Origin of the sequence: Gluconobacter cerinus, from assembly GCF_002723935.1 — a bacterium.
Lineage (GTDB): Bacteria > Pseudomonadota > Alphaproteobacteria > Acetobacterales > Acetobacteraceae > Gluconobacter > Gluconobacter cerinus.
In genome coordinates, this window is the sequence record NZ_BEWM01000001.1 from 445,542 (window position 1) to 468,992 (window position 23,451).

The 23,451-nt window shown below is 56.8% G+C and carries 20 protein-coding genes; 15 read left to right on the top strand and 5 right to left on the bottom strand.

Going from position 1 to position 23,451, the window contains the following annotated elements; genetic code table 11:
* Positions 1 to 3 precede the first annotated feature (3 nt).
* From GCE01_RS02045 to mtnK, 7 genes are all read left to right on the top strand, one after another.
* Positions 4 to 1,143, top strand: a complete 1,140-nt coding sequence (locus tag GCE01_RS02045) for an OmpA family protein (protein ID WP_086634439.1) — start codon at positions 4 to 6, stop codon at positions 1,141 to 1,143.
* Between the two features lie 145 nt (positions 1,144 to 1,288).
* Entirely contained in the window at positions 1,289 to 1,852 is a 564-nt protein-coding gene (locus GCE01_RS02050; RefSeq protein WP_046899808.1) for a GtrA family protein, read from the top strand.
* A gap of 83 nt (positions 1,853 to 1,935) precedes the next feature.
* The gene (alaS, locus tag GCE01_RS02055; protein ID WP_099210600.1) at positions 1,936 to 4,575 is read left to right on the top strand and encodes an alanine--tRNA ligase; all 2,640 of its coding nucleotides are present in this window, start codon (positions 1,936 to 1,938) and stop codon (positions 4,573 to 4,575) included.
* 116 nt (positions 4,576 to 4,691) lie between these two features.
* Entirely contained in the window at positions 4,692 to 5,375 is a 684-nt protein-coding gene (locus GCE01_RS02060) for a carbonic anhydrase (protein ID WP_086634437.1), read from the top strand.
* A gap of 14 nt (positions 5,376 to 5,389) precedes the next feature.
* A complete protein-coding gene (locus GCE01_RS02065; protein ID WP_099210602.1) occupies positions 5,390 to 6,235 on the top strand; it encodes an endonuclease/exonuclease/phosphatase family protein in 846 nt (281 codons plus the stop codon).
* A gap of 88 nt (positions 6,236 to 6,323) precedes the next feature.
* Positions 6,324 to 7,016 (top strand): hypothetical protein, encoded by a 693-nt coding sequence (locus GCE01_RS02070; RefSeq protein ID WP_099211101.1) that lies wholly within the window; start codon positions 6,324 to 6,326, stop codon positions 7,014 to 7,016.
* Positions 7,016 to 8,206, top strand: coding sequence for an S-methyl-5-thioribose kinase (mtnK, locus tag GCE01_RS02075; RefSeq protein ID WP_099210604.1), 1,191 nt, complete (start codon positions 7,016 to 7,018; stop codon positions 8,204 to 8,206). Before GCE01_RS02070 ends, mtnK begins: the two co-directional genes overlap by 1 nt.
* A 599-nt stretch (positions 8,207 to 8,805) precedes the next feature.
* On the opposite strand, the gene GCE01_RS02080 is transcribed toward mtnK, so the two are convergent.
* The 3 genes from GCE01_RS02080 to rpsD form a co-directional block, all read right to left on the bottom strand.
* Positions 8,806 to 10,257 carry a phosphomannomutase gene (locus GCE01_RS02080; protein WP_174694781.1) on the bottom strand — a complete coding sequence of 484 codons (1,452 nt, stop codon included), beginning with the start codon at positions 10,255 to 10,257 and terminating at the stop codon, positions 8,806 to 8,808.
* 205 nt (positions 10,258 to 10,462) lie between these two features.
* On the bottom strand, positions 10,463 to 12,010 hold the full coding sequence (locus GCE01_RS02085) for a peptide chain release factor 3 (RefSeq protein WP_099210608.1): 1,548 nt from the start codon (positions 12,008 to 12,010) through the stop codon (positions 10,463 to 10,465).
* A 118-nt stretch (positions 12,011 to 12,128) separates the two neighbouring features.
* Complete coding sequence (gene rpsD / locus GCE01_RS02090) at positions 12,129 to 12,746, bottom strand: 30S ribosomal protein S4 (protein ID WP_007282513.1); 618 nt, start codon at positions 12,744 to 12,746, stop codon at positions 12,129 to 12,131.
* A gap of 347 nt (positions 12,747 to 13,093) precedes the next feature.
* Between rpsD and GCE01_RS02095 the strand changes: the two genes are divergently transcribed.
* Both GCE01_RS02095 and GCE01_RS02100 read left to right on the top strand, forming a co-directional pair.
* Positions 13,094 to 13,564, top strand: coding sequence for a BON domain-containing protein (locus GCE01_RS02095; protein WP_046899893.1), 471 nt, complete (start codon positions 13,094 to 13,096; stop codon positions 13,562 to 13,564).
* 97 nt (positions 13,565 to 13,661) lie between these two features.
* On the top strand, positions 13,662 to 14,867 hold the full coding sequence (locus GCE01_RS02100; protein WP_099210610.1) for an MFS transporter: 1,206 nt from the start codon (positions 13,662 to 13,664) through the stop codon (positions 14,865 to 14,867).
* Here GCE01_RS02100 and GCE01_RS02105 read toward each other — a convergent pair.
* Entirely contained in the window at positions 14,830 to 16,212 is a 1,383-nt protein-coding gene (locus tag GCE01_RS02105; protein ID WP_099210612.1) for an MATE family efflux transporter, read from the bottom strand. The genes GCE01_RS02100 and GCE01_RS02105 overlap by 38 nt on opposite strands.
* Before the next feature lie 87 nt (positions 16,213 to 16,299).
* Here GCE01_RS02105 and cysS point away from each other — a divergent pair, with 87 nt between their 5' ends.
* Genes cysS through GCE01_RS02125 form a run of 4 tightly spaced genes read left to right on the top strand, consistent with a single transcriptional unit; the run spans position 16,300 to position 20,292 of the window.
* Positions 16,300 to 17,658: a cysteine--tRNA ligase gene (gene cysS, locus GCE01_RS02110; RefSeq protein ID WP_099210614.1), complete on the top strand. Its 1,359-nt coding sequence runs from the start codon at positions 16,300 to 16,302 to the stop codon at positions 17,656 to 17,658.
* A gap of 4 nt (positions 17,659 to 17,662) precedes the next feature.
* Complete coding sequence (locus tag GCE01_RS02115; RefSeq protein ID WP_099210616.1) at positions 17,663 to 18,439, top strand: RNA methyltransferase; 777 nt, start codon at positions 17,663 to 17,665, stop codon at positions 18,437 to 18,439.
* 31 nt (positions 18,440 to 18,470) lie between these two features.
* Positions 18,471 to 19,430 carry an ion channel gene (locus tag GCE01_RS02120; protein WP_099210618.1) on the top strand — a complete coding sequence of 320 codons (960 nt, stop codon included), beginning with the start codon at positions 18,471 to 18,473 and terminating at the stop codon, positions 19,428 to 19,430.
* The gene (locus tag GCE01_RS02125; protein ID WP_244591047.1) at positions 19,423 to 20,292 is read left to right on the top strand and encodes an aldose 1-epimerase family protein; all 870 of its coding nucleotides are present in this window, start codon (positions 19,423 to 19,425) and stop codon (positions 20,290 to 20,292) included. Before GCE01_RS02120 ends, GCE01_RS02125 begins: the two co-directional genes overlap by 8 nt.
* A 47-nt stretch (positions 20,293 to 20,339) precedes the next feature.
* Here GCE01_RS02125 and gltX read toward each other — a convergent pair whose 3' ends face one another.
* Entirely contained in the window at positions 20,340 to 21,674 is a 1,335-nt protein-coding gene (gltX, locus tag GCE01_RS02130; RefSeq protein ID WP_099210622.1) for a glutamate--tRNA ligase, read from the bottom strand.
* A 293-nt stretch (positions 21,675 to 21,967) separates the two neighbouring features.
* Between gltX and GCE01_RS02135 the strand changes: the two genes are divergently transcribed.
* A complete protein-coding gene (locus tag GCE01_RS02135) occupies positions 21,968 to 22,561 on the top strand; it encodes a LemA family protein (protein ID WP_046900877.1) in 594 nt (197 codons plus the stop codon).
* Between the two features lie 17 nt (positions 22,562 to 22,578).
* The gene (locus GCE01_RS02140; RefSeq protein ID WP_099210624.1) at positions 22,579 to 23,424 is read left to right on the top strand and encodes a TPM domain-containing protein; all 846 of its coding nucleotides are present in this window, start codon (positions 22,579 to 22,581) and stop codon (positions 23,422 to 23,424) included.
* Positions 23,425 to 23,451 lie beyond the last annotated feature (27 nt).

Below are 23,451 nucleotides of genomic sequence, written 5' to 3' on the forward strand. Positions count from 1 at the left end.
AACATGCGTCTCCGCACGGCACTCCTTGCCATGACGTCGATGGTCGCCGCACCGTCGCTCGCCATGGCCAGCACGATCACCGGCCCGTACGTCAACATCGGCGGTGGTTACAACCTGGTTCAGCAGCAGCACGGCCGCTTCTCACCAACCACACAGGCTGACGGCACGTCTAGCAACAACGCTAGCAGCTCACGCCTCCGCCACAAGGACGGCTTCACGGGCTTCGGTTCGTTCGGCTGGGGCTTCGGCAACGGTCTGCGCGTTGAAGTGGAGGGTGTGTACAACTACTCCCAGATCAACCACCGCACGCCGACGGCAGTTCGTGGCTCCACGAACGGTTCTGACCAGGCTTATGGCGGTTTCGTCAACGTCCTGTATGACATCGATCTGGCCCACTTCGGCCTGAACGTTCCTGTCACGCCGTTCGTTGGTGTTGGCGCTGGCTACCTGTGGCAGCACTACAACCCGATCACGACGAACTATGCCAATGGTTCCGTCAACCGTATCGGTGGCACGCAGGGCAGCTTCGCGTACCAGGGTATCGTCGGTGCAGCTTACGACATTCCGGGCGTTCCGGGTCTTGCTGTCACGACCGAATACCGCTTCATCGGTCAGCAGTTTGCTGACGGCCCGTACCGCTCCACGGCCTATAACGGCTCTGGCGTTCACAAGGGCAACGTGAACTTCGACCCACGCTTCTCGCACCAGTTCATCCTGGGTCTGCGTTATGCGTTCGACACAGCTCCGCCGCCGCCGCCGCCGGCTCCGGTCATCGTTCCGCCGGCTCCGACGCCAGCTCGTACGTACCTCGTGTTCTTCGACTGGGACAAGTCTGACCTGACGGGCCGCGCTCGTGAGATCGTTGCTCAGGCAGCCCAGGCTTCCACGCACGTTCAGACGACGCGCATCGAAGTTAACGGCTACACCGATAACTCCGCAGCCCACCCGGGCCCGCGCGGTGAGAAGTACAACATGGGTCTGTCCCTCCGCCGCGCACAGAGCGTTAAGGCTGAGCTGATCCGTGATGGCGTTCCAGCAGCTGCTGTGGACATCCATGGTTACGGTGAGCAGAAGCCACTGGTTCCGACCGGCCCGAACACCCGCGAGCCGCAGAACCGTCGCGTCGAAATCATCCTGAAGTAATTCAGTTTGAAAAGACGTCGGAGCCCTCGGGCTCCGGGTTTCTGGAAAAGGCGTCCTTCGGGGCGCCTTTTTCTGTTTCAGAGCCTTTGCAGCCTCAATCTGCACACGCTAGAGCAATACCCACAGCCCCTCCGGAGATGTCCACTTGCGACGCACCCGAATTTTCTATCCACGTTCACGCCCGCAGGTGATTGATCAGTTCCTTCGATTTGGCGTCGTTGGGGCATTCGGCTTCTTCGTAGACTGGGGAAGCGTAGAGGCTTTGCGGCCAGAAATTGGCCTGATCGCTGCAACCATTGCAGCTTATTTTGTTGCTGCCACCGTCAACTGGATTCTGAACCGCGCCTGGACGTTTCGGACCTCGGCGGCCGATAACCAGCATCTGATCCTTCAATGGCTCCGGTTTCTGATCGCAAATTCCTTCGGGTTCCTTCTGAACCGCGGAGCAGTCTTCCTGCTCTACGCGTTCGTGCCCTTCACAGTGCACCACCCTGTTACGGCACTCGCAATTGGTGCCGGTTGCGGGATGATGGCCAATTTCAACCTGTCCAGGCGTCTGGTTTTCAGAGCCAAAATTCCCGAAACCCCAATGGAACTCATGCAGATGGCTGTGGAGATCCCGGCAGCAGGGCTGACCTCTCCTGACCCGGAACCTCAAATGCCCATTCCACAACCAACCATGGAACCCTTTGAGCACAAGGCGCCCTGAGGCGCACATTTCCAAGCTGCTCACAATGGTCTAGGAGTAACGCTGGTTTTTCCCGTTTTCTCCGGAATCTGACGCTTCATCCCATGACCAGCACAAACGACATCCGCTCAGCCTTCCTCGAATATTTCGGGTCGAACGGCCATCGCATTGTTCCTTCAGCGCCCCTCGTACCGCAGAACGACCCTACCCTGCTGTTTACGAACGCTGGCATGGTTCCCTTCAAGAACGTTTTTACCGGCCAGGAAACGCGCCCTTACTCCCGCGCCACAACCGCTCAGAAGGTTGTCCGCGCAGGCGGCAAGCATAACGATCTCGACAACGTCGGTTACACCGCGCGCCATCACACATTCTTCGAGATGATGGGCAACTTCAGCTTCGGTGATTATTTCAAGGCTGAAGCCATCGAGTTCGCCTGGAACCTGCTCACGAGAGACTTTGGCCTTCCCAAGGAAAAGCTTCTCGCCACGGTTTACGCTGAAGATGAAGAAGCAGCAGATCTCTGGAAAAAAGTCGCTGGCCTGAGTGATGATCGCATCATCCGTATCGGTACGTCCGACAACTTCTGGCGGATGGGCGACACCGGCCCGTGCGGTCCCTGCTCCGAAATCTTCTACGATCACGGCGACAGTGTCTTTGGTGGCCCCCCGGGCAGCCCGGACGAAGACGGTGACCGCTTTGTCGAGATCTGGAACCTCGTGTTCATGCAGTTTCTGGATCAGGCCGATGGTTCCCGCGACAATCTGCCGCGTCCTTCGATTGATACCGGCATGGGCCTGGAGCGTTTTGCTGCAATCATGCAGGGCAAGCGCGACAACTACGACACAGACACGATGCGCGCGCTCATTGAGTCTTCTGCTGACGTCATGCATCAGGATGCAGACGGACAGTTCAAGTCCAGCCATCGCGTCGTGGCGGATCATCTCCGCTCCACGGCTTTCTTGATCGCGGACGGCGTTCTCCCGTCCAAGGAAGGCCGCGGCTATGTGCTGCGTCGCATCATGCGCCGCGCCATGCGCCATCTGCACATCATGGGCGCCAAGGAACCAGTTTTCTATCGCCTGCTCCCGGCCCTGATCCAGCAAATGGGCGCGGCCTATCCGGAACTCGTGCAGCATCAGGCTCTCATCACCGAAACCATGAAGGGTGAAGAAGAACGCTTCACAGCCCTTCTGGAACGCGGCCTGACCCTTCTGTCCGACGAAGTCAGCAACCTTGGAGACAAGCAGGCTCTTCCGGGCGATGTTGCCTTCAAGCTGTATGACACTTTTGGCTTCCCGCTCGATCTGACGCAGGACGCCCTTCGCGAGCAGGGCCGCACTGTCGATGAATCCGGCTTCGAAACAGCCATGGCTGAACAGCGCAAGCGTGCTCGCGCTGCGTGGGTCGGTTCTGGCGATACGGCAGCCGAGACCGTCTGGTTCGACGCACGTGACAAGCATGGTCCCAGCGAATTCCTGGGCTATGTGTCAGAAAAAGCCGATGCTGAAGTGCAGGGCATTTTCCGTGGAAACGACGAACTGGCCGAAGCTCCGGCTGGCGATGACATTATTGCCATCCTGCTGAACCAGACACCGTTCTATGGCGAAAGCGGCGGTCAGGTTGGTGATCACGGCACACTCACGGCCAACGGTCTGCGGGTGCACATCACAGACACCCAGAAGCGCAACGGCGATCTGATCGTCCACTACGGCAAGGTTGTCGAAGGCACACTGAAGCCAGGCATGGCCGTTCATGCAGAGATCGACCATGGTCGCCGTACGGCCGTCCGTGGCCATCACTCAGCAACGCATCTTCTGCATGAGGCCCTGCGTCGCCAGATCGGCACACACGTCACTCAGAAGGGCAGCCTGAACGCCCCTGAACGCCTACGCTTCGACATCAGCCAGCCTCGCCCGCTGACGGACGCAGAACTTCAAGCCGTTGAGGCCGAAGTCAACGCCCGTATCCGCGAAAATGCGCCCGTCGAAACGCGGCTCATGACGCAGGAGCAGGCTGTTGCCGAGGGTGCAATGGCGCTTTTCGGTGAAAAATACGGCGACGAAGTGCGCGTTGTTTCCATGGGCGTCGGAGAGGAAGGCCGTCCCGCCTACTCCATCGAACTTTGTGGGGGCACGCATGTTGGTCGCGTGGGAGAAATCGGCCCGTTCCGGATCGTGTCAGAAAGCGGTGTGTCTGCGGGCGTTCGGCGCATTGAAGCCGTCTGCGGAATTGCCGCAGAAAATCTGGCACTTGAAACTGAAAGCCGCCTGAAACAGATCGCCGATCTTCTGAAGGTTCCGGTTTCTGATGCCGTCACACGGGTCTCAGCTCTGCTGGAAGAGCGTAAATCGCTCAACAGCCAGATTTCAGAATTGCAGCGGAAACTGGCCACAGGCGAAGGCACGGCGGCAACCGAGACCATCAACGGCATCACACTTTCAGCCCGCAATCTGGGAGACGTCAGCCCCAAGGAACTCAAAAGCCTGGCGGACAGCATCTCCAAGCAGATCGAATCTGGCGTTGTTGCTCTTATCTCGGAAGCCGATGGCCGGGGCAGCATCGTGATTTCCGTCACACCAGATCTCAAAGATCGACTGAATGCTGTCACGCTTGTCCGTGCAGCATCTGAAGTCATGGGAGGAAAAGGTGGCGGCGGACGGCCAGATATGGCGCAGGCTGGTGGCCCCAATGCAAATGCAGACGAAGTCTTTGCAAAGCTGCGCGAGCACCTTGCTGCGTCATAAACCGTAACGACAACAGATGTCAGGGCAGTAACAAATCATGAGACTACCGTTTTACTGCTTTACCTGCCCTGACAAAGCCTCCTAACTGCTCACTAGTTTATAAAAAGGAGAACACCATGGCCTGTGGTCGTGATACTCTGGCAAAACTGCTGAGCGGTGTCCGTACATTCGAGACGGACGTCTATCCTGACAGTGCGGAGCTTTTTGAGAGCCTGGCCTCCAGCCAGTCTCCTTCCACGCTGTTCATCACCTGCGCCGACAGTCGGATCAGCCCGAGCCTCATCACCCAGACTGAACCGGGTGAGCTGTTCATTGTCCGGAATGTTGGCAACATCGTGCCGGCTTACGGTGAGATGCTGGGTGGTGTTTCTTCTGCCATCGAGTACGCCGTTGCGGCACTCAAGGTGAAGAACGTCGTCATCTGCGGCCATTCCAACTGTGGCGCCATGAACGCGCTGCTGGACCTGAACGCACCGAAGCTGGACGCTCTTCCAACCGTTCGCAGCTGGCTGCGCAACGCAGAAGCAGCACGCGCGGCCATGGGTGATCTGAAGGCAGACGATGCCGGCCCGGCGGACATCCGCCAGCTGGCAGAATACAACGTCCTGCTTCAGCTTGCTCACCTGAGAACACACCCCGCGGTCGTTCGCGCCCTCTCTCAGGGCACACTGACCCTGCAGGGCTGGTTCTACGACATTCCGAAGGGTGAAATTCTCATTCTGGATGAGAAAACCCGCACGACCCGCTCCATCGAAAGCGTTCTTTCGGAAATGGGCGCAACACAGAAAGAAGCCGTCTGAGGTTTCTTTTCACACTGACCCTCGCCGTATGTTTTCTATGCGGCGAGTCTTTTCCAGCCCAGGCCAGAGACATCAAGCTCTCAACCTGGAATCTGGACTGGCTCTCCCTTCGCCAGACGGGAGATCCAGCACTCCCGGATGATGTTCATGGTCGCAAACCCAGCGACTTCATTCGGCTGCATCAATACGCGACCCACCTGAACGCAGATCTCATTGCCTTTCAGGAAGTGGACGGCCCCGAACCTGCAGCGCAGGTCTTCGATCCCCAAACCTATCAGATCATTCTGTCCAACGCGCCCATTATCCAGCGTGTCGGCCTAGCCATCAGACGCCCGCTGAGTGTAACGGTGAATGAGGAACTCTCATCCCTGGATGTTGCCGCTCCCAATGCGCCCCACCATCTGAGAACCGGACTTGATGTCACGGTGTCAGACGGGAAAAGCCATCTCCGTATTCTGGTTGTGCATCTGAAAACCGGCTGCTGGGATCAGCCTCTCACTCAACGCAAACATTCCTGCCCGACCCTGTATCAACAGTTCCAGATCCTGGAAGACTGGATTGCAGAGCGTCAGGACGAAGGAGAGCCCTATGCGGTTCTCGGTGACTTCAACCGCCGCCTGACCATGCATGACCCGCTCATGCAGCAGATCGAGCATGATGCGCCCGTTCTTCTCACCACAGCAGGCAAAGCCAGCCCCTGCTGGAATGGAGAGTACTTCATCGACCACATCCTCCTTGGTAACGAAGCCCGCAGTTGGCTCGTCCCGGAGAGTCTGCGGGTTATGACCTATCAAAACGATAGTGTACCGGAAGGATTGTCTGACCACTGCCCAGTTTCGGTGCGCCTGCATCTGCCTTGACCGAAGCAGCATCGGGGAAAGTGTTTTCCAGAACGGAATTATGCCTCATGAAGGCATGTGCTTCCCGCCTATCGTTCAAGGTTCCAATATGCCGCAGTCCCTATCCTGGCCCATCACGCCACTTCAGCCAGATGTTCAGGTGTTGGCTGACCGCCCCCTCCCTGCCCTGACGACTGAGCAGGAAGAGACCGTCTCGCGCATCTGGGCCAAGGCACTTGCGGCCTATCCCAGCCTCTACAATGGCCGTGTCTTCTGTGCCGATGAAATCACCCCAGCCCGCATTCACGGCCACTGGTCCGAATACCGTCGCGTTCTTGCACAAATGAAAGAGCCAGACGTTTATGGAGCGCACGTCCTGCGACCACTAGCCGTTGTGGGGTTGATGTTTACACCAGACGGCATCGTCATTGGCAGACGCGCTGAGACCTCGATCTACCTTCCCGGATACTGGCAGGGCGCTCCAGCAGGAAATGTTGAAAGCCGCGCGCAGGAGAGTACCATAGATCTCCCCGCGCAGCTTCTGGCGGAATGTGAAGAAGAACTTGGGCTCGTCCCAGCGGAATGCAGGGTTGGACCGTCCCTTTTGGCCTGCGAGCATCCCTCATCGCATATCGTGGATATCGGGATGCGCATTGACGTCTCCCTGACTTTTGAGGACCTTCAGACGCGATGCCGCGAGCAGGGCAACGCCGAATATGGCGCACTGCATCTGATCCGCCCAGACCACACACCTGAAGGCCCAATGGTCCCGACCCTGGCCGCTCTGCTGGAACTGTCCTGATGCCGTATTTCACTCTCGATACTTCCAGCCTTCGACACTGGCTGACAGAGCATGCCGATCTTGCATCCCGCCTTGGTGGAAACCCGGAAGACTGGATGATCCGCGAAGTCAGCGACGGCAATCTGAACACGGTTTTTATTGTGGCCGGTCCGGATGGGCAGCTTTGCTGCAAGCAGGCTCTGCCTCATGTTCGCGTGGCACCAGAATGGCCTATGCCTCTGCAACGTGCACTGTATGAAGCCCGTTATATGCGCGCAACGGCAGACGCCGTTCGCCCAGCCGCGCCAGAGCTGTATTTCTACGATGAGGAGATGTTCCTGCTCGTCATGGAGTGCCTGACGCCACATGAGGTCCTGCGCTCTGCCCTGATTCGCGATGATGCGCAGCCGGGCTTTTCGGCCAGTATCGGCCAGTATGTCGCTCGTAGCGTACACGCGACGAGCTGGATCAGCCGCCCCTTTGAGGTCGGCTCGAAACTTCTTGAGGAGTTCTCAGGCAACACGGCCCTCACCCGTATTACCGTCGACCTGATACTCACCGATCCATTCCGTCCCTGCTCCCGCAACCCGGAAGCGGAGGCGGCTCTTCTGTCGGATGTGACGGCCCTGCAGGACAACAAGCCTCTTCACCGCGCAGTCGGGGTACTTCAGGATCGTTTCCTGACGGCACGACAGGCCCTTCTGCATGGAGACCTTCACACAGGCTCTATCATGCTACATCGCGATGATGTTCGTGTGATTGACGGCGAGTTTGCCACAATGGGGCCAATCGGCTTCGACTGTGGACTTTATTTGGGCAATCTGGCCCTTCACGCCTGCGCAGCGCCCCACAAGCAGGATTTCATTAGAACCGAAATCATTGCCTTCTGGAGCAGCTTTACAAACGAATTCCGCGCCCTGCTGAAAACGGGCGGAGGAGACGTGTGGGCGCTGTCAGACGAAACACAGCGTGAAGAGCTGCTCGAAAATTTCTTGACGAGCATCCTTCAAGACACGGCAGGTTTCTGTGGTCTCGAAATGATCCGTCGAACTATCGGTTTTGCCCAGGTTGCAGATTATACACTCTGCCCAACCCCAGAAAATCGCACGCAGGCACGCCGCAAAGCTCTTCAGACAGGCCAGCGTCTCATCCTTGACGCATCCACCGTCCAGAACCTGAGCGACGTTCTCGCCTTACTGACACTCGTTTGAGATCATGACTAACAGTCGATCTAGATAGTCCGATTTTTTTGTCTCTGCCTCGGAGTCTGTTCGCATCCATTTCTGATGCTTAAATTACGGGACAGAGTGAAAGAACCGATGCCAAGCCGATCTATCTGTTTCGCAAACTCCCACCAGAGGCGCCCGTACTCAAGGTCTTTTCAAATTGCTTTGATGAACTTTAAGAAATGCAGCCTTACTTAAGATGGCAGGCCAGAATATGGGATTTTACTCAGGCTGCCTCCAAGCAGAAGAAATATTGACCGTGGAAAATTAAAGATGATCAGACTAAATACATCCAAGTACAGAATTGTAGAATCTAAGAATTCAGACAAATCACCTCTTACTAGCAGCCAAAAATATCCAGATTTTCAATACAAAAAAGTCTATTACCTTGGGACGCGTAGCGTTTCTTTGCCTATCATAGGTCAAAGATGACAACTGAACTGGTTATATCATCCACATAAAACTCGTAGCGATTGCTATTTATCAAACGAAATCAACGCAACAGCCTGAGGACAAAACCGTTCATACAATTTTTCAGGAAACACCCGTCAAAATCGCTGCTGCACCTACTATTACCACCGATTTCAAGCTAGCCACTTGGCGACACTATCCAAGCCTTGAGTCAGCAGCTTTTCGGCTCGCTCCTGAGTATCTGCCTCCACATACATGCGCAACTCCGGGGCATTGCCCGACGGACGTAGGTGGATGATGTCACCATGCTTGAAGATCATACGTATGCCATCCGTTTCATTTACATGTGCTACAGGACCGCAGGCAGCTACAAACCCCAGCGCTTCGGCTACACCGGGAACATCGTCACGAAGTATCTGAAGCTGTGCTTTACTGCGTTCCGTAGATATCTCTTTCAAACGGTCACTGACAGTAAAGCGAGACGGAAGAATAAGGAGAAGTTCTTCAAGCCCTCCCCGATATTTCTGCGCCATAATCAACGCACAAATCATCGGAAGAACAGCATCCCGCGTTGGAAGTGACCGAAGTATTTTCCCATCTCGCATAATATCGCTGACTAACAGGAAACCACCATTAGCCTCATACCCCATGGACGGAATAACGCCTTCTGCCACAGCATCCATCATAGCTGAGACAACAAATGGCGAACCAATACGCGTCCTTCGAACAGAGGGTACAAATCCTGACGCTTCAAGCGCCGTATTGCTACTAACTGGTGTCGAGACTGCAGCAGCTCCTAACTTCTGTGCGGCCAAGATGCCCAAGACGTCGCCACGGATCCAGCGCCCCCTCTGATCGGCCAGAAGAGGGCGATCAGAGTCGCCATCTGTGGTAAGGATGGCATCGTATAGGCCTTCTTGACCCCAACCACGTGCCAGATTGACGTCTTCTGGCCGCACGGCCTCCGTATCCACCGACACGAAGACATCAGAACGTGCCAAAGGCACCGCTTTTCCGCCCAAAGCTTCAACAACACTTACAAGAACGTCGCGACCTACAGCGGAATGTTGGTAAATTCCCAATGTTAAGCCATTCAGCGAGTCAGCACCAAAAAAGTGGCGATATCGCTCTATGTAGTCCGTTACAACGTCTGTGACGGCAGGCAATGCAACATCTATTTTAAGCGCACCTTGAGCATCAAACCATCCCTCTGGCAGGACAACATCCTGCGCCCGCATGATAGCTTCGTCGCTCTTCAAAAACTCGCCAGAAATACGATTGAATTTGATCCCATTACGATTATCAGGAATGTGACTTCCAGTGACCATAAGCGAGGGAATACCGCGGGAAAATGCATAAAAACTCAGAGCAGGTGTTGGTACGAAACCACAAAATACTGGCTGCCCCTTCATCCATGTAATGGCCGCAGCACAAGCACGCAGAATACGTGGCGTGCTGGGACGAAGATCTCCCGCAATAGCAACAGATGCCTTAGGGGAGAATTCACCCAACGCTTCCAAGTGCTTTAGATACCCGACAGTATACGCGAAACACACAGCATCCGTCATAGCGGAAACGAGACCACGGGCCCCACTGGTTCCGAATTCAACACCGGAATTTACCATCCACTCTGAAATTTTCATGTCTATCACTGCCTCCACTTTAATAAATTAATACAATATTTCGTGATATTGAGAATATTTATTATATTCCACGAAATCATACTCTACTTATGTTATCTAATTTACTCAAAGATGATTTTTTTATTTCTGGAATCCATTCTGAAAATTAAAAACCTCGCTCACTGAGATAGTGAGCGAGGTTTAAAAATCAGACCGAAGCCAGACCGATCTGCTTGATATCGTGGAACGCCAGGTCAGGGTTCATTTCGATAGTCCGACGCATCATGAAGGATGAACTGGCAAGGAAAACCGGATCTCCATCCAGATCATCGGCCATCGATGAGCGGTTCACCATCATGAACGCCTCGATCTTCTCGCGACTTCCCGTAATCCAGCGTGCCAACGTGAAGGGTGTGTTTTCGAACCCGATAGACACGCTGTACTCACCTTTCAGGCGAGACTGAAGCACGTCCAACTGGAGCGTTCCCACCACGCCGACAATCGGCGGCAAGCCATCCTGCGGACGGAAAAGCTGCACAACGCCCTCCTCGGCCAACTCTACCAGAGCCTGACGCAGCTTCTTGGCTTTCATGGCATCATCGAGACGAACACGACGCAGAATTTCAGGCGCGAAGTGTGGCACACCTGTGAAACGAAGTTCTTCACTTTCACTCAGTGTATCGCCAATGCGGAGCGTCCCGTGATTGGGAATACCAACCACGTCCCCACCAAAAGCTTCCTCAGCCAACTGGCGATCACGTGCAAAAAAGAACTGCGGCGTATGAAGGGCAAACTGTTTGCCAGTCCGCACATGCTTCAGGCGCATTCCACGCGTCAAACGCCCCGAACACACACGGGCAAAAGCCATGCGGTCGCGGTGGTTCGGGTCCATGTTGGCCTGAATTTTGAAAATCAGCGCCGTTACCTGTTGTTCGCTGGCCTGAACTTCACGAGTTTCCGTTGGCTGGGCACGCGGAGCCGGGCCGTAAGCAACAAGCGCATCCAGAAGATCGGTCACACCAATTTCTTTCATGGCCGAACCAAAGAACACCGGAGACAAATGCCCGGCATCAAAGGACTCACGATCGAATTCAGGTAGAGCGGCTTCTACCAGTTCCAGATCTTCCCGGAGCTGCACCATCCGCGGATCAGTCTCATCAACCGCATCCTTGGTGTGAACTTCACGCGTGCGGATATCAAACGTGCCGATAAACGTCGCGGCGCGGCCGATCGGCCACGTGGCAGGTGAAACGTCCAAAGCTAGGGAGTTGGAAATTTCGTCCAGAAGCGCAAAGCAATCCTGTGCTTCACGGTCCATCTTGTTGATGAACGTGATGATCGGAATGTCGCGAAGGCGGCAGATTTCGAAGAGCTTGCGCGTCCGGTCTTCGATACCCTTTGCGGCGTCAATCACCATCACCGCACAGTCCACAGCCGTCAGGGTACGATAGGTGTCTTCGGAGAAGTCTTCATGGCCCGGTGTATCAAGCAGGTTGAAGACACATCCACCGTATTCAAACGTCATAACGGACGTCACAACCGAAATGCCACGATCGCGCTCAATACCCATCCAGTCAGACTTGGTTCGGCGGCGCTCACCTTTGGCACGCACGTTTCCGGCAAGCTGAATGGCACCACCAGCCCGAAGAATACGCTCGGTCAGGGTCGTCTTACCGGCATCCGGATGGGAGATGATGGCGAAAGTCCGCCGACGGGCGATCTCGCGGTTGATTTCGGCGCTGAGAGCTTCGGACATGGAGACTCCGGGAGAGACTGGAAGCCGGGGGCTTTAAAATGAGAAACGCCGGACGGGATGACCCGCCCGGCGTTTTCCGGTCGCTTGCTGATCCGGGCCCGAAGACCCGGGATCGGAATTAGCGGGAGTAGAACTCGACGACCAGGTTCGGTTCCATCTGCACCGGATACGGCACGTCAGAGAGAACCGGCGTACGCAGGAACGTACCCTTCATCTGGCGATGATCGACTTCAACGTATTCCGGCGTGTCGCGCTCGCCCGTCTGCACGGAGTCAAGAACGATGGCGAGGTGCTTGGACTTCTCGCGCACTTCGATGACGTCGCCTTCCTTCACGAGGTAGGACGGGATGTTCACCTTCTTGCCGTTGACCGTAACGTGGCCATGGCTGATGAACTGACGTGCTGCGAACGGCGTGATCGCGAACTTCAGACGGTACACAACGGCGTCCAGACGACGCTCCAGCAGACCGATCAGGTTCTCAGAGGTATCACCCTTACGACGGACGGCTTCGTCGTAGTACTTGCGGAACTGCTTCTCGCTGATGTTGCCGTAGTAGCCCTTGAGCTTCTGCTTGGCCATCAGCTGGATGGAAAAGTCAGAAGGCTTCTGCTTACGACGCTGACCATGCTGACCCGGACCGTATTCACGACGGTTCACAGGGGACTTTGCACGGCCCCAAAGGTTTACGCCGAGACGGCGATTGATCTTGTACTTGCTCTCAAGACGCTTTGACATGGGTTAACCCCTGTTCATACATCAGGCCCGCCCCATGCTGCATGGCGAGCCGTTTTGTTGCACCGGTAGGCCTCTCCCCGAATTGGGAAAGACGGGCGCGCACCCAAAAACCGGAGCCTGCGGGGTACAGAAACCCGCTTTATTGGTCCGGCCGGTACGTCCACGTTTCCGGCAGTGGACCCGCGCCTAACAGGTCTCGCTCTGTCATGTCAATGAAAGGACGAGTCTGACCCTTGTTATTTTCTCACATCGGAGGCCTATAAAGCGCGCAACCCTTCCCTGGGGATTTGCGCTAACGGTCTGGTACTCCCCATGAATCCGGGAGCCATGTCTTTTTGAGTTTGCCCATGAAAATCTATCGCTTCAATCCCAAGGCTGGCCGCATCGCTGAGGGTTCCCTCGAAGGGCTGATCCAGTCTCTGGATTCACCGCCCCCGCCCAAGCCAGGCGAGAGCGCCATCAAGCGCGCCTTCAAGAGATTCGGTCTCGCGCAGATGCATATGTCGCATCTCGTGATTGATGACCGCACGATCTATCTGCGCGGCAAGGCCGATTCTGCCAAAGCGCGTGACCAGATGATCCTCACGGCGGGTAACGTCGCTGGCGTGGCTGCTGTGGAAGCGGAAATCCAGGTTCCCCCCGGCACGCCTGATCCGAAGTTCCTTGAAATCAAGACAAGCCATAACCTTGATGAGGTCGCGGAGAAGCTACCGGAAGATATTTCTGGCGATGAGCTTCTTGATGCAAATCAACCGCTTGTCACAAGCAAGGATGACATTTATCCGGGTCAGACAATTCGCCTACCAACGGAGAATTGAACTGACCTGCCCGGACACTTCCACGTGAGTGTGTTCGGGTAGCTTTTCAGGGTCCGGATGGTAGGCGGGTTTTCCCCTTATTCCGGACCTTTTCCATATGGAATTAATCGAACCAGTCGATGTCGAGCGGGTGCGTCCACCCCACGGTGTCGAGCCAGCCATGTTTGCTCTCATGCTGGCGACATTTACGATTGGGACTGGCGAATTCGCCATGATGGGCCTTCTGCCCGAATTCTCCCATTCCCTTGGTATTTCCATTTCCCGCGCCAGTTCCGTCATTTCAGCTTATGCGCTGGGTGTCGTGGTCGGAGCACCCCTCATTGCGGTTGCTGGTGCAAAACTCCCCCGTCGCACACTTCTGCTGGCTATGCTTGTGCTGTTCCTTGTGGGGAATATCGGCACAATCCTGATGCCGAACCTGCTCGACATTGAAGTTATGCGCTTCATCACCGGGCTCCCTCACGGCGCTTTCTTTGGTGTTTCCGCGCTCGTAGGTGCCTCTATGGTTGAGCGCGCAAGACGTGGCCGCGCAGTCGGGCGCGTTCTGTCCGGCATCATGATCTCCACGGTTGTGGGGTCGCCCCTGTCCACCTACGCCGCCAATCATCTGGGCTGGCGCGTCGCTTATGGTGCAATCTCTGTGCTTGGACTGCTCTGCTTTCTGGCGCTCTGGTACTTCGCCCCACGCGACAAGCCCCATCCAGACGCAAATGCACTCGCTGAACTTGGAGCTTTCAAGCGGCCTCAGGTGCTCCTGACGCTTCTGACAAGCGCCATTGGCTTTGGTGGCCTCTTTGCAGTGTACACGTTCCTTACTACTGCCCTGTCAGACGTAACGCATCTCCCGGACTGGGCCGTTGCGCTTTATCAGATCGTCTGGGGGCTCGGCATGGTTGCTGGCAATTCGTTTGGCGGAGCCATGGCGGACCGGAATATCAACCGGACGATCCTTTTCTCTCTGGCTGCCAGTTGCGTGTTCATGATCGGGTTCTGGCTACTCCTGCCATCCCCTGTCGCCATGCTGCTGATCACGTTCCTGATTCCGGCAACGCTGATCGGCATTTCCCCAGCCATTCAAACACATCTGATGGAAGTTGCGGGCGATGCCCAAACCCTTGCCGCATCCCTGAACAATTCGGCCTTCAACATTGCCAACGCTGCGGGCACATGGCTCGGGGCCTATCTGGTGAGTTCAGGGCATGGTTTGGGATCGATCGGATGGGGTGCCGCGCTGCTCTCCGCCGGTGGGTTTGTGGCTTATCTGATTACGATGGCACAGGCTCGGCTTTCCGCATCACGCTGAACAGCCGAATTCCCAAGGCGACAGAGCTCACCGTGAGCGCTGCCGCCATGCCGACCCAAAGGCCTTCCGCACCCCAGTGCTGCTGGAAGGCCAACCATCCCCCAAAGACAAGGCCAATCAGGCCATAATTCGTGACAGCAATCACCATTGGCCAGACGGCATCACCGCACCCACGCAGAGCGCCGCTGAACACAACCTGAAGTCCGTCCACAATCTGGTAGATCCCGGCAATCTTCATGAGCGTGATCACCAATGCAGCCGTAGAGGGATCTGGTGCATGCCCCGTGAAGTACAGGCTGACGATCTTTTCTGGCCAGATCAGCAACAAGGCTGAAGACAGAATGGACCAGACGAGCACCACCCAGATACCAGTCCAGGCAGCCCGGCGGCTTTGATCCATTCGCCCTGAACCTCGCCAGTACGCCACCCGAACATTGGTGGCCTGACCGATTGCCAGACACACCATGAACAGCAGTGCACTCACATTCACTGCAACCTGATGGGCTGCCAGGCTTTGTGTTCCAAGCTGCCCGGCCCGCAGGCTCGTGATCTGAAACATGAGAATTTCAGCAGCAGCTCCCATCATCATGGGCAAACCGAGCTTCAATAGTTCCTTCATGATAGGCCAGCGCACAGGGGCCGGCTTCATAACGGCCCGCACTCGCGGATGCATCAGACACAATCCGGTTAGGGCAAAACTGATCGCCCAGCCTGTCAGGGTCGTGGCTGTGGCGGAGCCATACATCCCCATCGCAGGCAGCCCGAACCATCCATGAATAAGCGCCGCATTGGTAATGCCATTGCAAAGCGCCATGGCAGGCATGATCCACAGAAGAAGCGTTTCCGCCCCAAGCGATGGGAGCGCCACACGCAGCACACCGATCACGGCCAGATCCGGCAGCAGGGATAACAGAAGGATGTGAATGAAGTGGCTGCCCTGAGTCACCACATCCCCGGGTTCCGCCAGCCATGCAAACAATGGCTGCACGAACCATAAGAGCAACGCACAGGGAATGAAGATCAGCAGTGCCAGAACGAACGCAGCGCTCATGACACTGCGACCGTCATGAGAATCCCGCCCGTGATCTTCCGCCCCACGACTATGAGACAGAAGAACGCCAGCTCCACCCAGAATGGTCTGGCAGGTCACCATGGTGGTAAAGAAAAAAGTATTGGCCAGACCGCCGACCGCCACTTCAGCTACCCCCAGACCGCCCAGAAGGATGGTGTCCGTCACGCCCATCGACATTTCGGAAAGCTGGGAAAGTGCAAGCGGAAGAGCCACGCGAAGCAGGGCAAGAGCATGCCCGCGTGAAGAGGTCGGATCTTTGAAGGTTCTACACATAAGCCTCACTATCGCAGTGCAGATCATACAGACAAGAGTAACAAAGCCTGTTGCACCAAAACGGTGGCTGGCGCATTGATCCCATCTATGGCCGATCCCGTTCCTCACGTGCTCCGTCTGCACGACACCCACGCGCGCGAAAAGCGACTGTTCACACCACTCGATCCGCAGAATGTGCGGGTCTATTTCTGTGGACCCACAGTCTATGACCGGGCGCACCTGGGCAATCTGCGCGCCATGATGGGCGCTGATATCCTGATCCGACTGCTCCGCGTGCTGTATCCACGTGTCACCTATGTCCGCAACGTCACGGACGTGGACGACAAGATCACAGCCCGCGCGAAAGAAAACGGTGAGGACATCTCCGCCCTAACCGCCCGTACGACTGAAGCCTTTCATGAAGATTTGGCGTCACTCGGAATTCTGCCGCCGGATATCGAACCCCGCGCAACCCACCACATTGGTGAGATGCTGGACATGATCGGCCGCCTGATCGAAAACGGGCATGCGTATGAAGCCGAAGGGCACGTCCTGTTCGCGGTCCGGAACTTCTCCTCTTATGGCGAGCTCTCCGGCCGCTCGCTGGATGACATGATCGCGGGCGCCCGCGTTGAAGTGGCTCCTTATAAACGTGACCCCGGCGATTTCGTGCTCTGGAAGCCGTCAACACCCGATCAACCCGGTTGGGACAGCCCTTATGGTCGTGGTCGCCCCGGCTGGCATATCGAATGCTCGGCCATGTCACACCGGTATCTGGGAGACAGCTTCGATATTCATGGGGGTGGCGACGACCTGCTCTTCCCGCATCATGAAAACGAGCGCGCGCAGTCTCTCTGCTGCTACCCGGGCAGCAAGTTCGCCACGCACTGGCTCCATAACGGCATGCTGCTCTCCAACGGGGAGAAGATGTCCAAGTCTCTGGGCAATTTCTTCACCATCCGGGAAGTTCTGGAAAAGTCCCCGGCGGAACCGCTGCGTCTGCTGTATCTGGGCGCGCATTACCGTTCGACGCTGGATTTCACGTGGGAGAAGCTGGAAGAAGCCCGCCGTATTCTGGATCGCCTCTACCGCGCCCTTGAGCGTGGAGACGCGCAGCAGGGCGCAAACGTTCCGGCCAGCGTGCTGGATGCCCTGTGTGATGATCTGAACACGCCACTCGCCATCGCTGCCCTTCACCCACTGGCAGACGCCGCCATGCAGGGCGATCAGGAAGCCGCATCCGGTCTTCTGGCTGCTGGAAAGCAGCTTGGTCTGTTTCAGGTCTCCCCGGCCGAATGGTTCCGCGCAGGAGTTGATGCGTCTGCCATCGAAGCGCTGATCGAGGAACGTCTAACAGCCCGAAAAGCCCGCAACTTCGCCCGTGCGGATGAAATCCGGAACCAGCTTGCCGCAGACGGCATCACGCTGGAAGACGGCCCCGGTGGCACCACATGGCGAAAGGCATAATCTCATGACCGGACGTGATGGTGGTGCCGATCTGGAACCGATCGGCGAATTTGACCCCGTTGTTATTCTCGTGCGCCCGCAGTTAGCCGAAAACGTCGGCACAACCGCGCGCGCCATGGCGAACGGTGGACTGTTTCATCTGCGCCTCGTCGCCCCACGGGATGGCTGGCCGCAGGAACGCGCATGGCCTGCGTCTTCCGGCGCCCATCGCATCCTCGACAACGCACAGGTTTTCGAAACGGTCGATGAGGCCGTGGCTGACCTGCACCGCGTTTTCGCCACCTGCCCCCGCCCCCGCCATGTCGTGAAGCCTGTCATGACGGCTCGCGGGGCAGCGGCGGAACTCCGGGTCGCTTCTACGCGCGGTCTGCGTACCGGCATCCTGTTCGGGCCAGAACGGGCGGGCCTCGACGTCGAAGACATGGCCCGCGCCGATACGCTGGTGCGTTACCCGCTCAATCCGAAGTTCATGTCCCTCAACCTCGCACAGGCCGTGCTCGTCATGGCTTATGAGTGGTACCTGACCGAAGACATGACGCCCCCACGCGAGCTCATGACCAATGAGACGCATGTGGCCACCAAGGGCGAGCTGGAAAACTTCATGTCCCATCTGCTGCGGGAACTTGATGACTGTGGCTTCCTGCGGAACGAGCAGAAGAAACCGGGCATGATCCGCAATCTACGGCATTTCTTCACACGAGGCGAAGTCACCGAGCAGGAACTTCGCACGCTCCATGGCGTGGTCAGCGAACTGGTCAGCGCCAGAAAGGCAAGACGGTAAGACCATGATCCACTGGCGACACAGGCACCGGATGACTCCACGGCCTGAGGCGCTGGTGGTCGAAACGGCCAACCGCATCCGGGCCCATGTTCTGGAAGAAAACGGCCGGGGCGACATTATCCGCACCGGTCTGAAAGACGGCTCCCTCGGGGACCTCTATCACCATCTGATGACCATGACATGGGGGGCGTTCTTCTGGGCGTCCCTCGCTCTGTATCTGGGCATCAATATCGGATTTGCCTGCCTTTATTACATGATCCCCGGCAGCGTCAGCGGCGTCCCGCACGGGGATTTTCTCGATGACGTGTTCTTCAGTGTCCAGACGATCTCAACCGTCGGATACGGCACGATGGCCCCCGTCGGACGCCTGACCAACACCATCGTGTCCTTTGAAGTGCTCGCCGGCATGATGCTCAACGCACTCGCGACGGGACTGGTCTTTGCTCGCTTCTCGCGCCCAAGCGCCCGTATCCTGTTCAGCCATGTCGCCGTCGTGGCCTATGATGACCTGATCCCGACACTGACCATCCGGATCGCGAACCGTCGTCGCACGCTGATCCTGTCTGCCAATGTTGAAATGACCCTGACGCGCCTGATGCCGGACGATCATGGGCGACTGGTCCGCCGTTTCGACAGACTGGCGCTAATCCAGTCGCATGTTCCGATCTTCCGGATCAGCCTGAACGCCACACACATGATTGATGAGACCAGCCCGCTTTATGGCCTGTCAGCAGACACGCTGATTGACCAGAATGCGGAAATCATCATCACGATGGATGGGACAGACGAAATCTCCTCCCAGACACTCTTCGCACGACATGCCTACGAGATCGGCCACGTGAAACACGGATACCGTTTCTCGGACATGATCCATCACCGCCCGGATGGCAGGGTCGAGGTCGACTTCACCCGGTTCCACACAACCGAACACGGGGACCACGAGCCGATTGATCCGTCCACAGCGCATGAAAGGCACCATCACCATGTCTGACACCCGGCACAGCTTCGGAAAAAATGGCCTGACGGCAACGGTTTCCGCCCATGGCGCAGAGCTGACCTCCCTGCGGACCACTTCGGGGCAGGACCTGCTCTGGAACGCTGGCCCCGACTGGAAACGCCATTCGCCCGTTCTGTTTCCTATTGTTGGAAAACCACCGGAAAACCTGACACTCAACGGCAAACCAGTTACGCTGAATCAACATGGCTTCGCACGTGACATGACCTTCCACTGGGTTGAGCGAACAGAAACCGGCTGCGTTCTGGAACTGGAAGACACGCCCAAGACTCGCGCACTCTTTCCCGCTGCCTTCCGCCTGCACCTCATCTACCGGATGGAAGAAACCGGCCTGCATGTCGGTTATGTTCTAACCAACCCGTCCGAAGATGCCCCGCTTCATGCCTCTCTGGGCGCACATCCCGCATTCATGTGGCCTCTCAGGCCAGAAGCAAAGCGCGCAGGTCATCGCCTGACATTTGAGAGGGTTGAAACCGATCAGATCCGGCGCATCAGCCCAGACGGGCTACTGCCAGATGGTGCCCCCTCCCCGATCAAGGATCGCGTTCTTCCGCTGGAAGACAGCCTGTTTGAAGCTGATGCCATCATCATGCTGGATGTACACAGCAAGGCCGTCGATTTTACAGACCCGGACGGAAACGGCCTGCGTGTCCGCTGGAACGGCTTCAGAGATCTCGGGATCTGGACCAAGCCAGGCGCGGGTTTCCTGTGCATCGAACCTTGGTATGGCTATGCCACACCCATTGGCTTCTCTGGCGATTTTTCGGAAAAGCCCGGCCTGCTGCATTTGCAGCCCGGCGAAAGCTGGGAAGCTTTCTGGAGCGTCGAACCAGTCTGACACTCGAAATTGGGAATGCCCGGATTACCGGCATTCCCAATCATAATTCAGGCGCCGATTGCGTCCTGAAGGCGGGACATCGTCCGCGCATGACCCATCAGGCCCAGCAGCACATGCAGTTCCGGCCCATTATCCTCACCCGTCAGCGCCAGACGGAGCGGCATGAACAGGGTCTTCCCCTTACGACCTGACTTTTCCTTCAGAGCCGTGGTCCAGTCCTGCCATGTGGTTTCGCCCCATGGCTCGGCTGGAAGGGTTTCAAGCGCCTGCTGAAGGAATTCACGGTCTTCTGGCTGCGACGGCGGAATGATCGTACCCTGCGTCACATCCCACCAATGCGGGATTTCAGCCGTCAGATCGACATTACCGCGCACTGCATTCCAGAATTCTTCCGTCGCCTCGGCCGGGAGATGTTCCTTCGCCACCGAGAACGGCAGATTGTGCAGAGCCTTGCGGTTCAGAGCCAGAAGCTGGCGCATATCGAACCGCGCCGCAGACTTGGAAACATGGGAAATCTCGTAGGCTGCAATCGCCTCTTCCATCGTCATGACTTCCGGATCATCAGACGTCCCAACGCGTGCCAGATACGACACGATGGACATCGGCTCGATCCCATCCTGACGAAGCGACTTGAGGCCCAGCGCATCGAAACGCTTGGACAGCTTTCCGCCGTCAGAATCCAGCAGCAACGGCAGATGCGCGAACGTAAAGCGATCCGGCTTTGCACCCAGCGCTTCTGCAATATCGATCTGAACACCCGTGTTCGTCACATGGTCTTCACCGCGGACGATATGTGTGATGCCCATTTCCAGATCATCAACAACCGAGGCCAGCGTATAGAGGATCGTGCCATCAGCGCGGATCAGAACCGGGTCTGAAATTGCCGTCAGCTTGACGGAGCAATCGTCCATGACGAGATCCTGCCACTTGCGGCTGCCATCCGTCAGCTTGAAGCGCCAGTGCGGCGTCTTGCCATTGGCTTCGGCACGGGCCCGCTGGTCCGGCGTCAGTTTCAGCATAGCGCGATCATAGATCGGGGCCTTGCCAGCCCGGATCCGCATCTCGCGCTTGGCGTTCAGCTCGTATTCGGTCTCGAAACACGGATACAGCCGACCAGAGGCTTTCAGCTTGTCGATCGCCGCAGCATACCGCTCCATCCGCGAGGACTGACGGGCCTCTTCGTCCCAGTCCAGACCGAGCCACGCCAGATCCTTACGGATCGCGTCCTCATATTCAGGCTTGCTGCGCGCGACGTCCGTATCGTCGATACGCAGGAGGAACTTGCCGCCATGGCGGCGGGCGAACAGGAAGTTGGCGACGGCCTGACGGGCGTTACCAACATGGAGATAGCCGGTTGGCGATGGGGCAAAGCGCAGTTTCATGCCGCCTTAATGCCGCATGATTGCGCGTCATGCCAGATGCATGAAGCATCGTGTTCAGAACACCCAACACTCTCCAGTTTCTCGACACTCCAGCGGGCAAATAAAACATGGCCATTCTACCGATATAACATAACGGGAAACCGGAATACTTGGCTCACAAACATGGACTAAAAAGAAACGTTTTTTCCTTCAGCCCACCCTGTTGTATAAAGGCGAAGAACAGACACTCGCGACTGACGATTTTTTCTGCGATCGGAGTGATGATCCGTTTTTTGATTTAAGAGGACCCCCTGATGAGAAAACTTCTCATTCCTGCCATTCTGGTAATCGGCATTATTGCCCTGCTGGGATCAAGTTATAACCGTTTCATGGGAGCGGACCAGAACGTCAAGGAACAGATGGGTCAGCTTCAGAACGAAGTTCAGCGCCAGACCGACCTGATTCCCAATCTGGTCAACACAGTCAAAGGCTATGCCACCCACGAGCATGACACCCTGACGGATTACGCTGCGGCACGTTCGGGTGAAACGCCCCTGAACCGCATTGATCCCCGCTCGGTCAGTGATGAGGACCTTCAGAAAAAAATCCTGGACGCACAGACCCGTAACGCACAGGAAATCAAGGCCATCAACGTTGTGGCTGAACAGTCCCCGCAGCTACAGGCCAATCAGAACTTCACAAGCCTGATGGTTCAGCTTGAAGGCACACAGAACCGCATCACTGTGGCACGCCAGCGTCTGCAGCAGGCCATTTTGGCTTATAACCAGACGGTCATGCACTTCCCGGGCAACCTCGCCGCCGGGATCATGGGCTACCATCAGCGCGTCTACTACGAGGCTTCCCCAGCCGCACAGACGCCGCCAGTCGTAGACTTCTCCAAGCATTGATCTAACTGAAGGACCGGATGAACGTGCCGACCGTTTCCCGCCCGCTTCTAACGCGCACCCTGCATCTGGTCCTTGCCGTGACTGCCCTGCTGTGCCTGTCCCTGACTGGTCCGGCAGGCGCGGCCACACCTTTAACCGAGCTCGTGACAGACCCGCATCAGAGCCTGTCCGGGCAGGAACAGGATCAGCTCGTCCAGAAACTGACGGACCTTCGGCAAACACTCCCAAGTCACCCGCACATTCTGATCGTTCTTCCCGGCCATGTGGACGATATCGATCAGTATGCGAATGAGACGTTCCATGCCTCCGGCATTGGTCAAAAAGGGCAGGACAACGGTCTTCTGATTGTTCTGGATATTCCGGATAATCAGGCCCGCATCGAAGTCGGGTATGGGTTTGAAGGCGACCTGACCGACCTTCAGACATTCAATATCCTGCATGCTGCCCAACCGGACCTGAAAGCCGGTCACTATGCCGCCGCACTAAACGGGATGCTGGATTCCATCGCCGACATTTTGCGTAAAAGCGAGACGCAGGTGCACGAGGAGCAGGCCACATCCGATACGGACTTCAACATCAACGGATTTGATCTCGCACTCGGTGTCGGAGGGATGGTGCTGTTTGCTCTTGGCTCTGGCTTTACCGTCCGCGCTCAACGCCGCGAAGCTCAGGGCCTGCCTCTTTCAATTTTTGACAGGTTTCTGATCAGCATTCCCTGGGACGTTATCCTGAGCCTGCTGATCAATATTCTATCAGCCGCCTCACGTAATAACGCCAACTCGTCCGGCGGCGACAAAAAGAGAAACTCTTACAAATCCGGCGGAGGCGATTCTGGCGGAGGCGGCGCGAAGGACTCCTGGTGACGGACGCCTTCGTAAGTTTATCCTTCG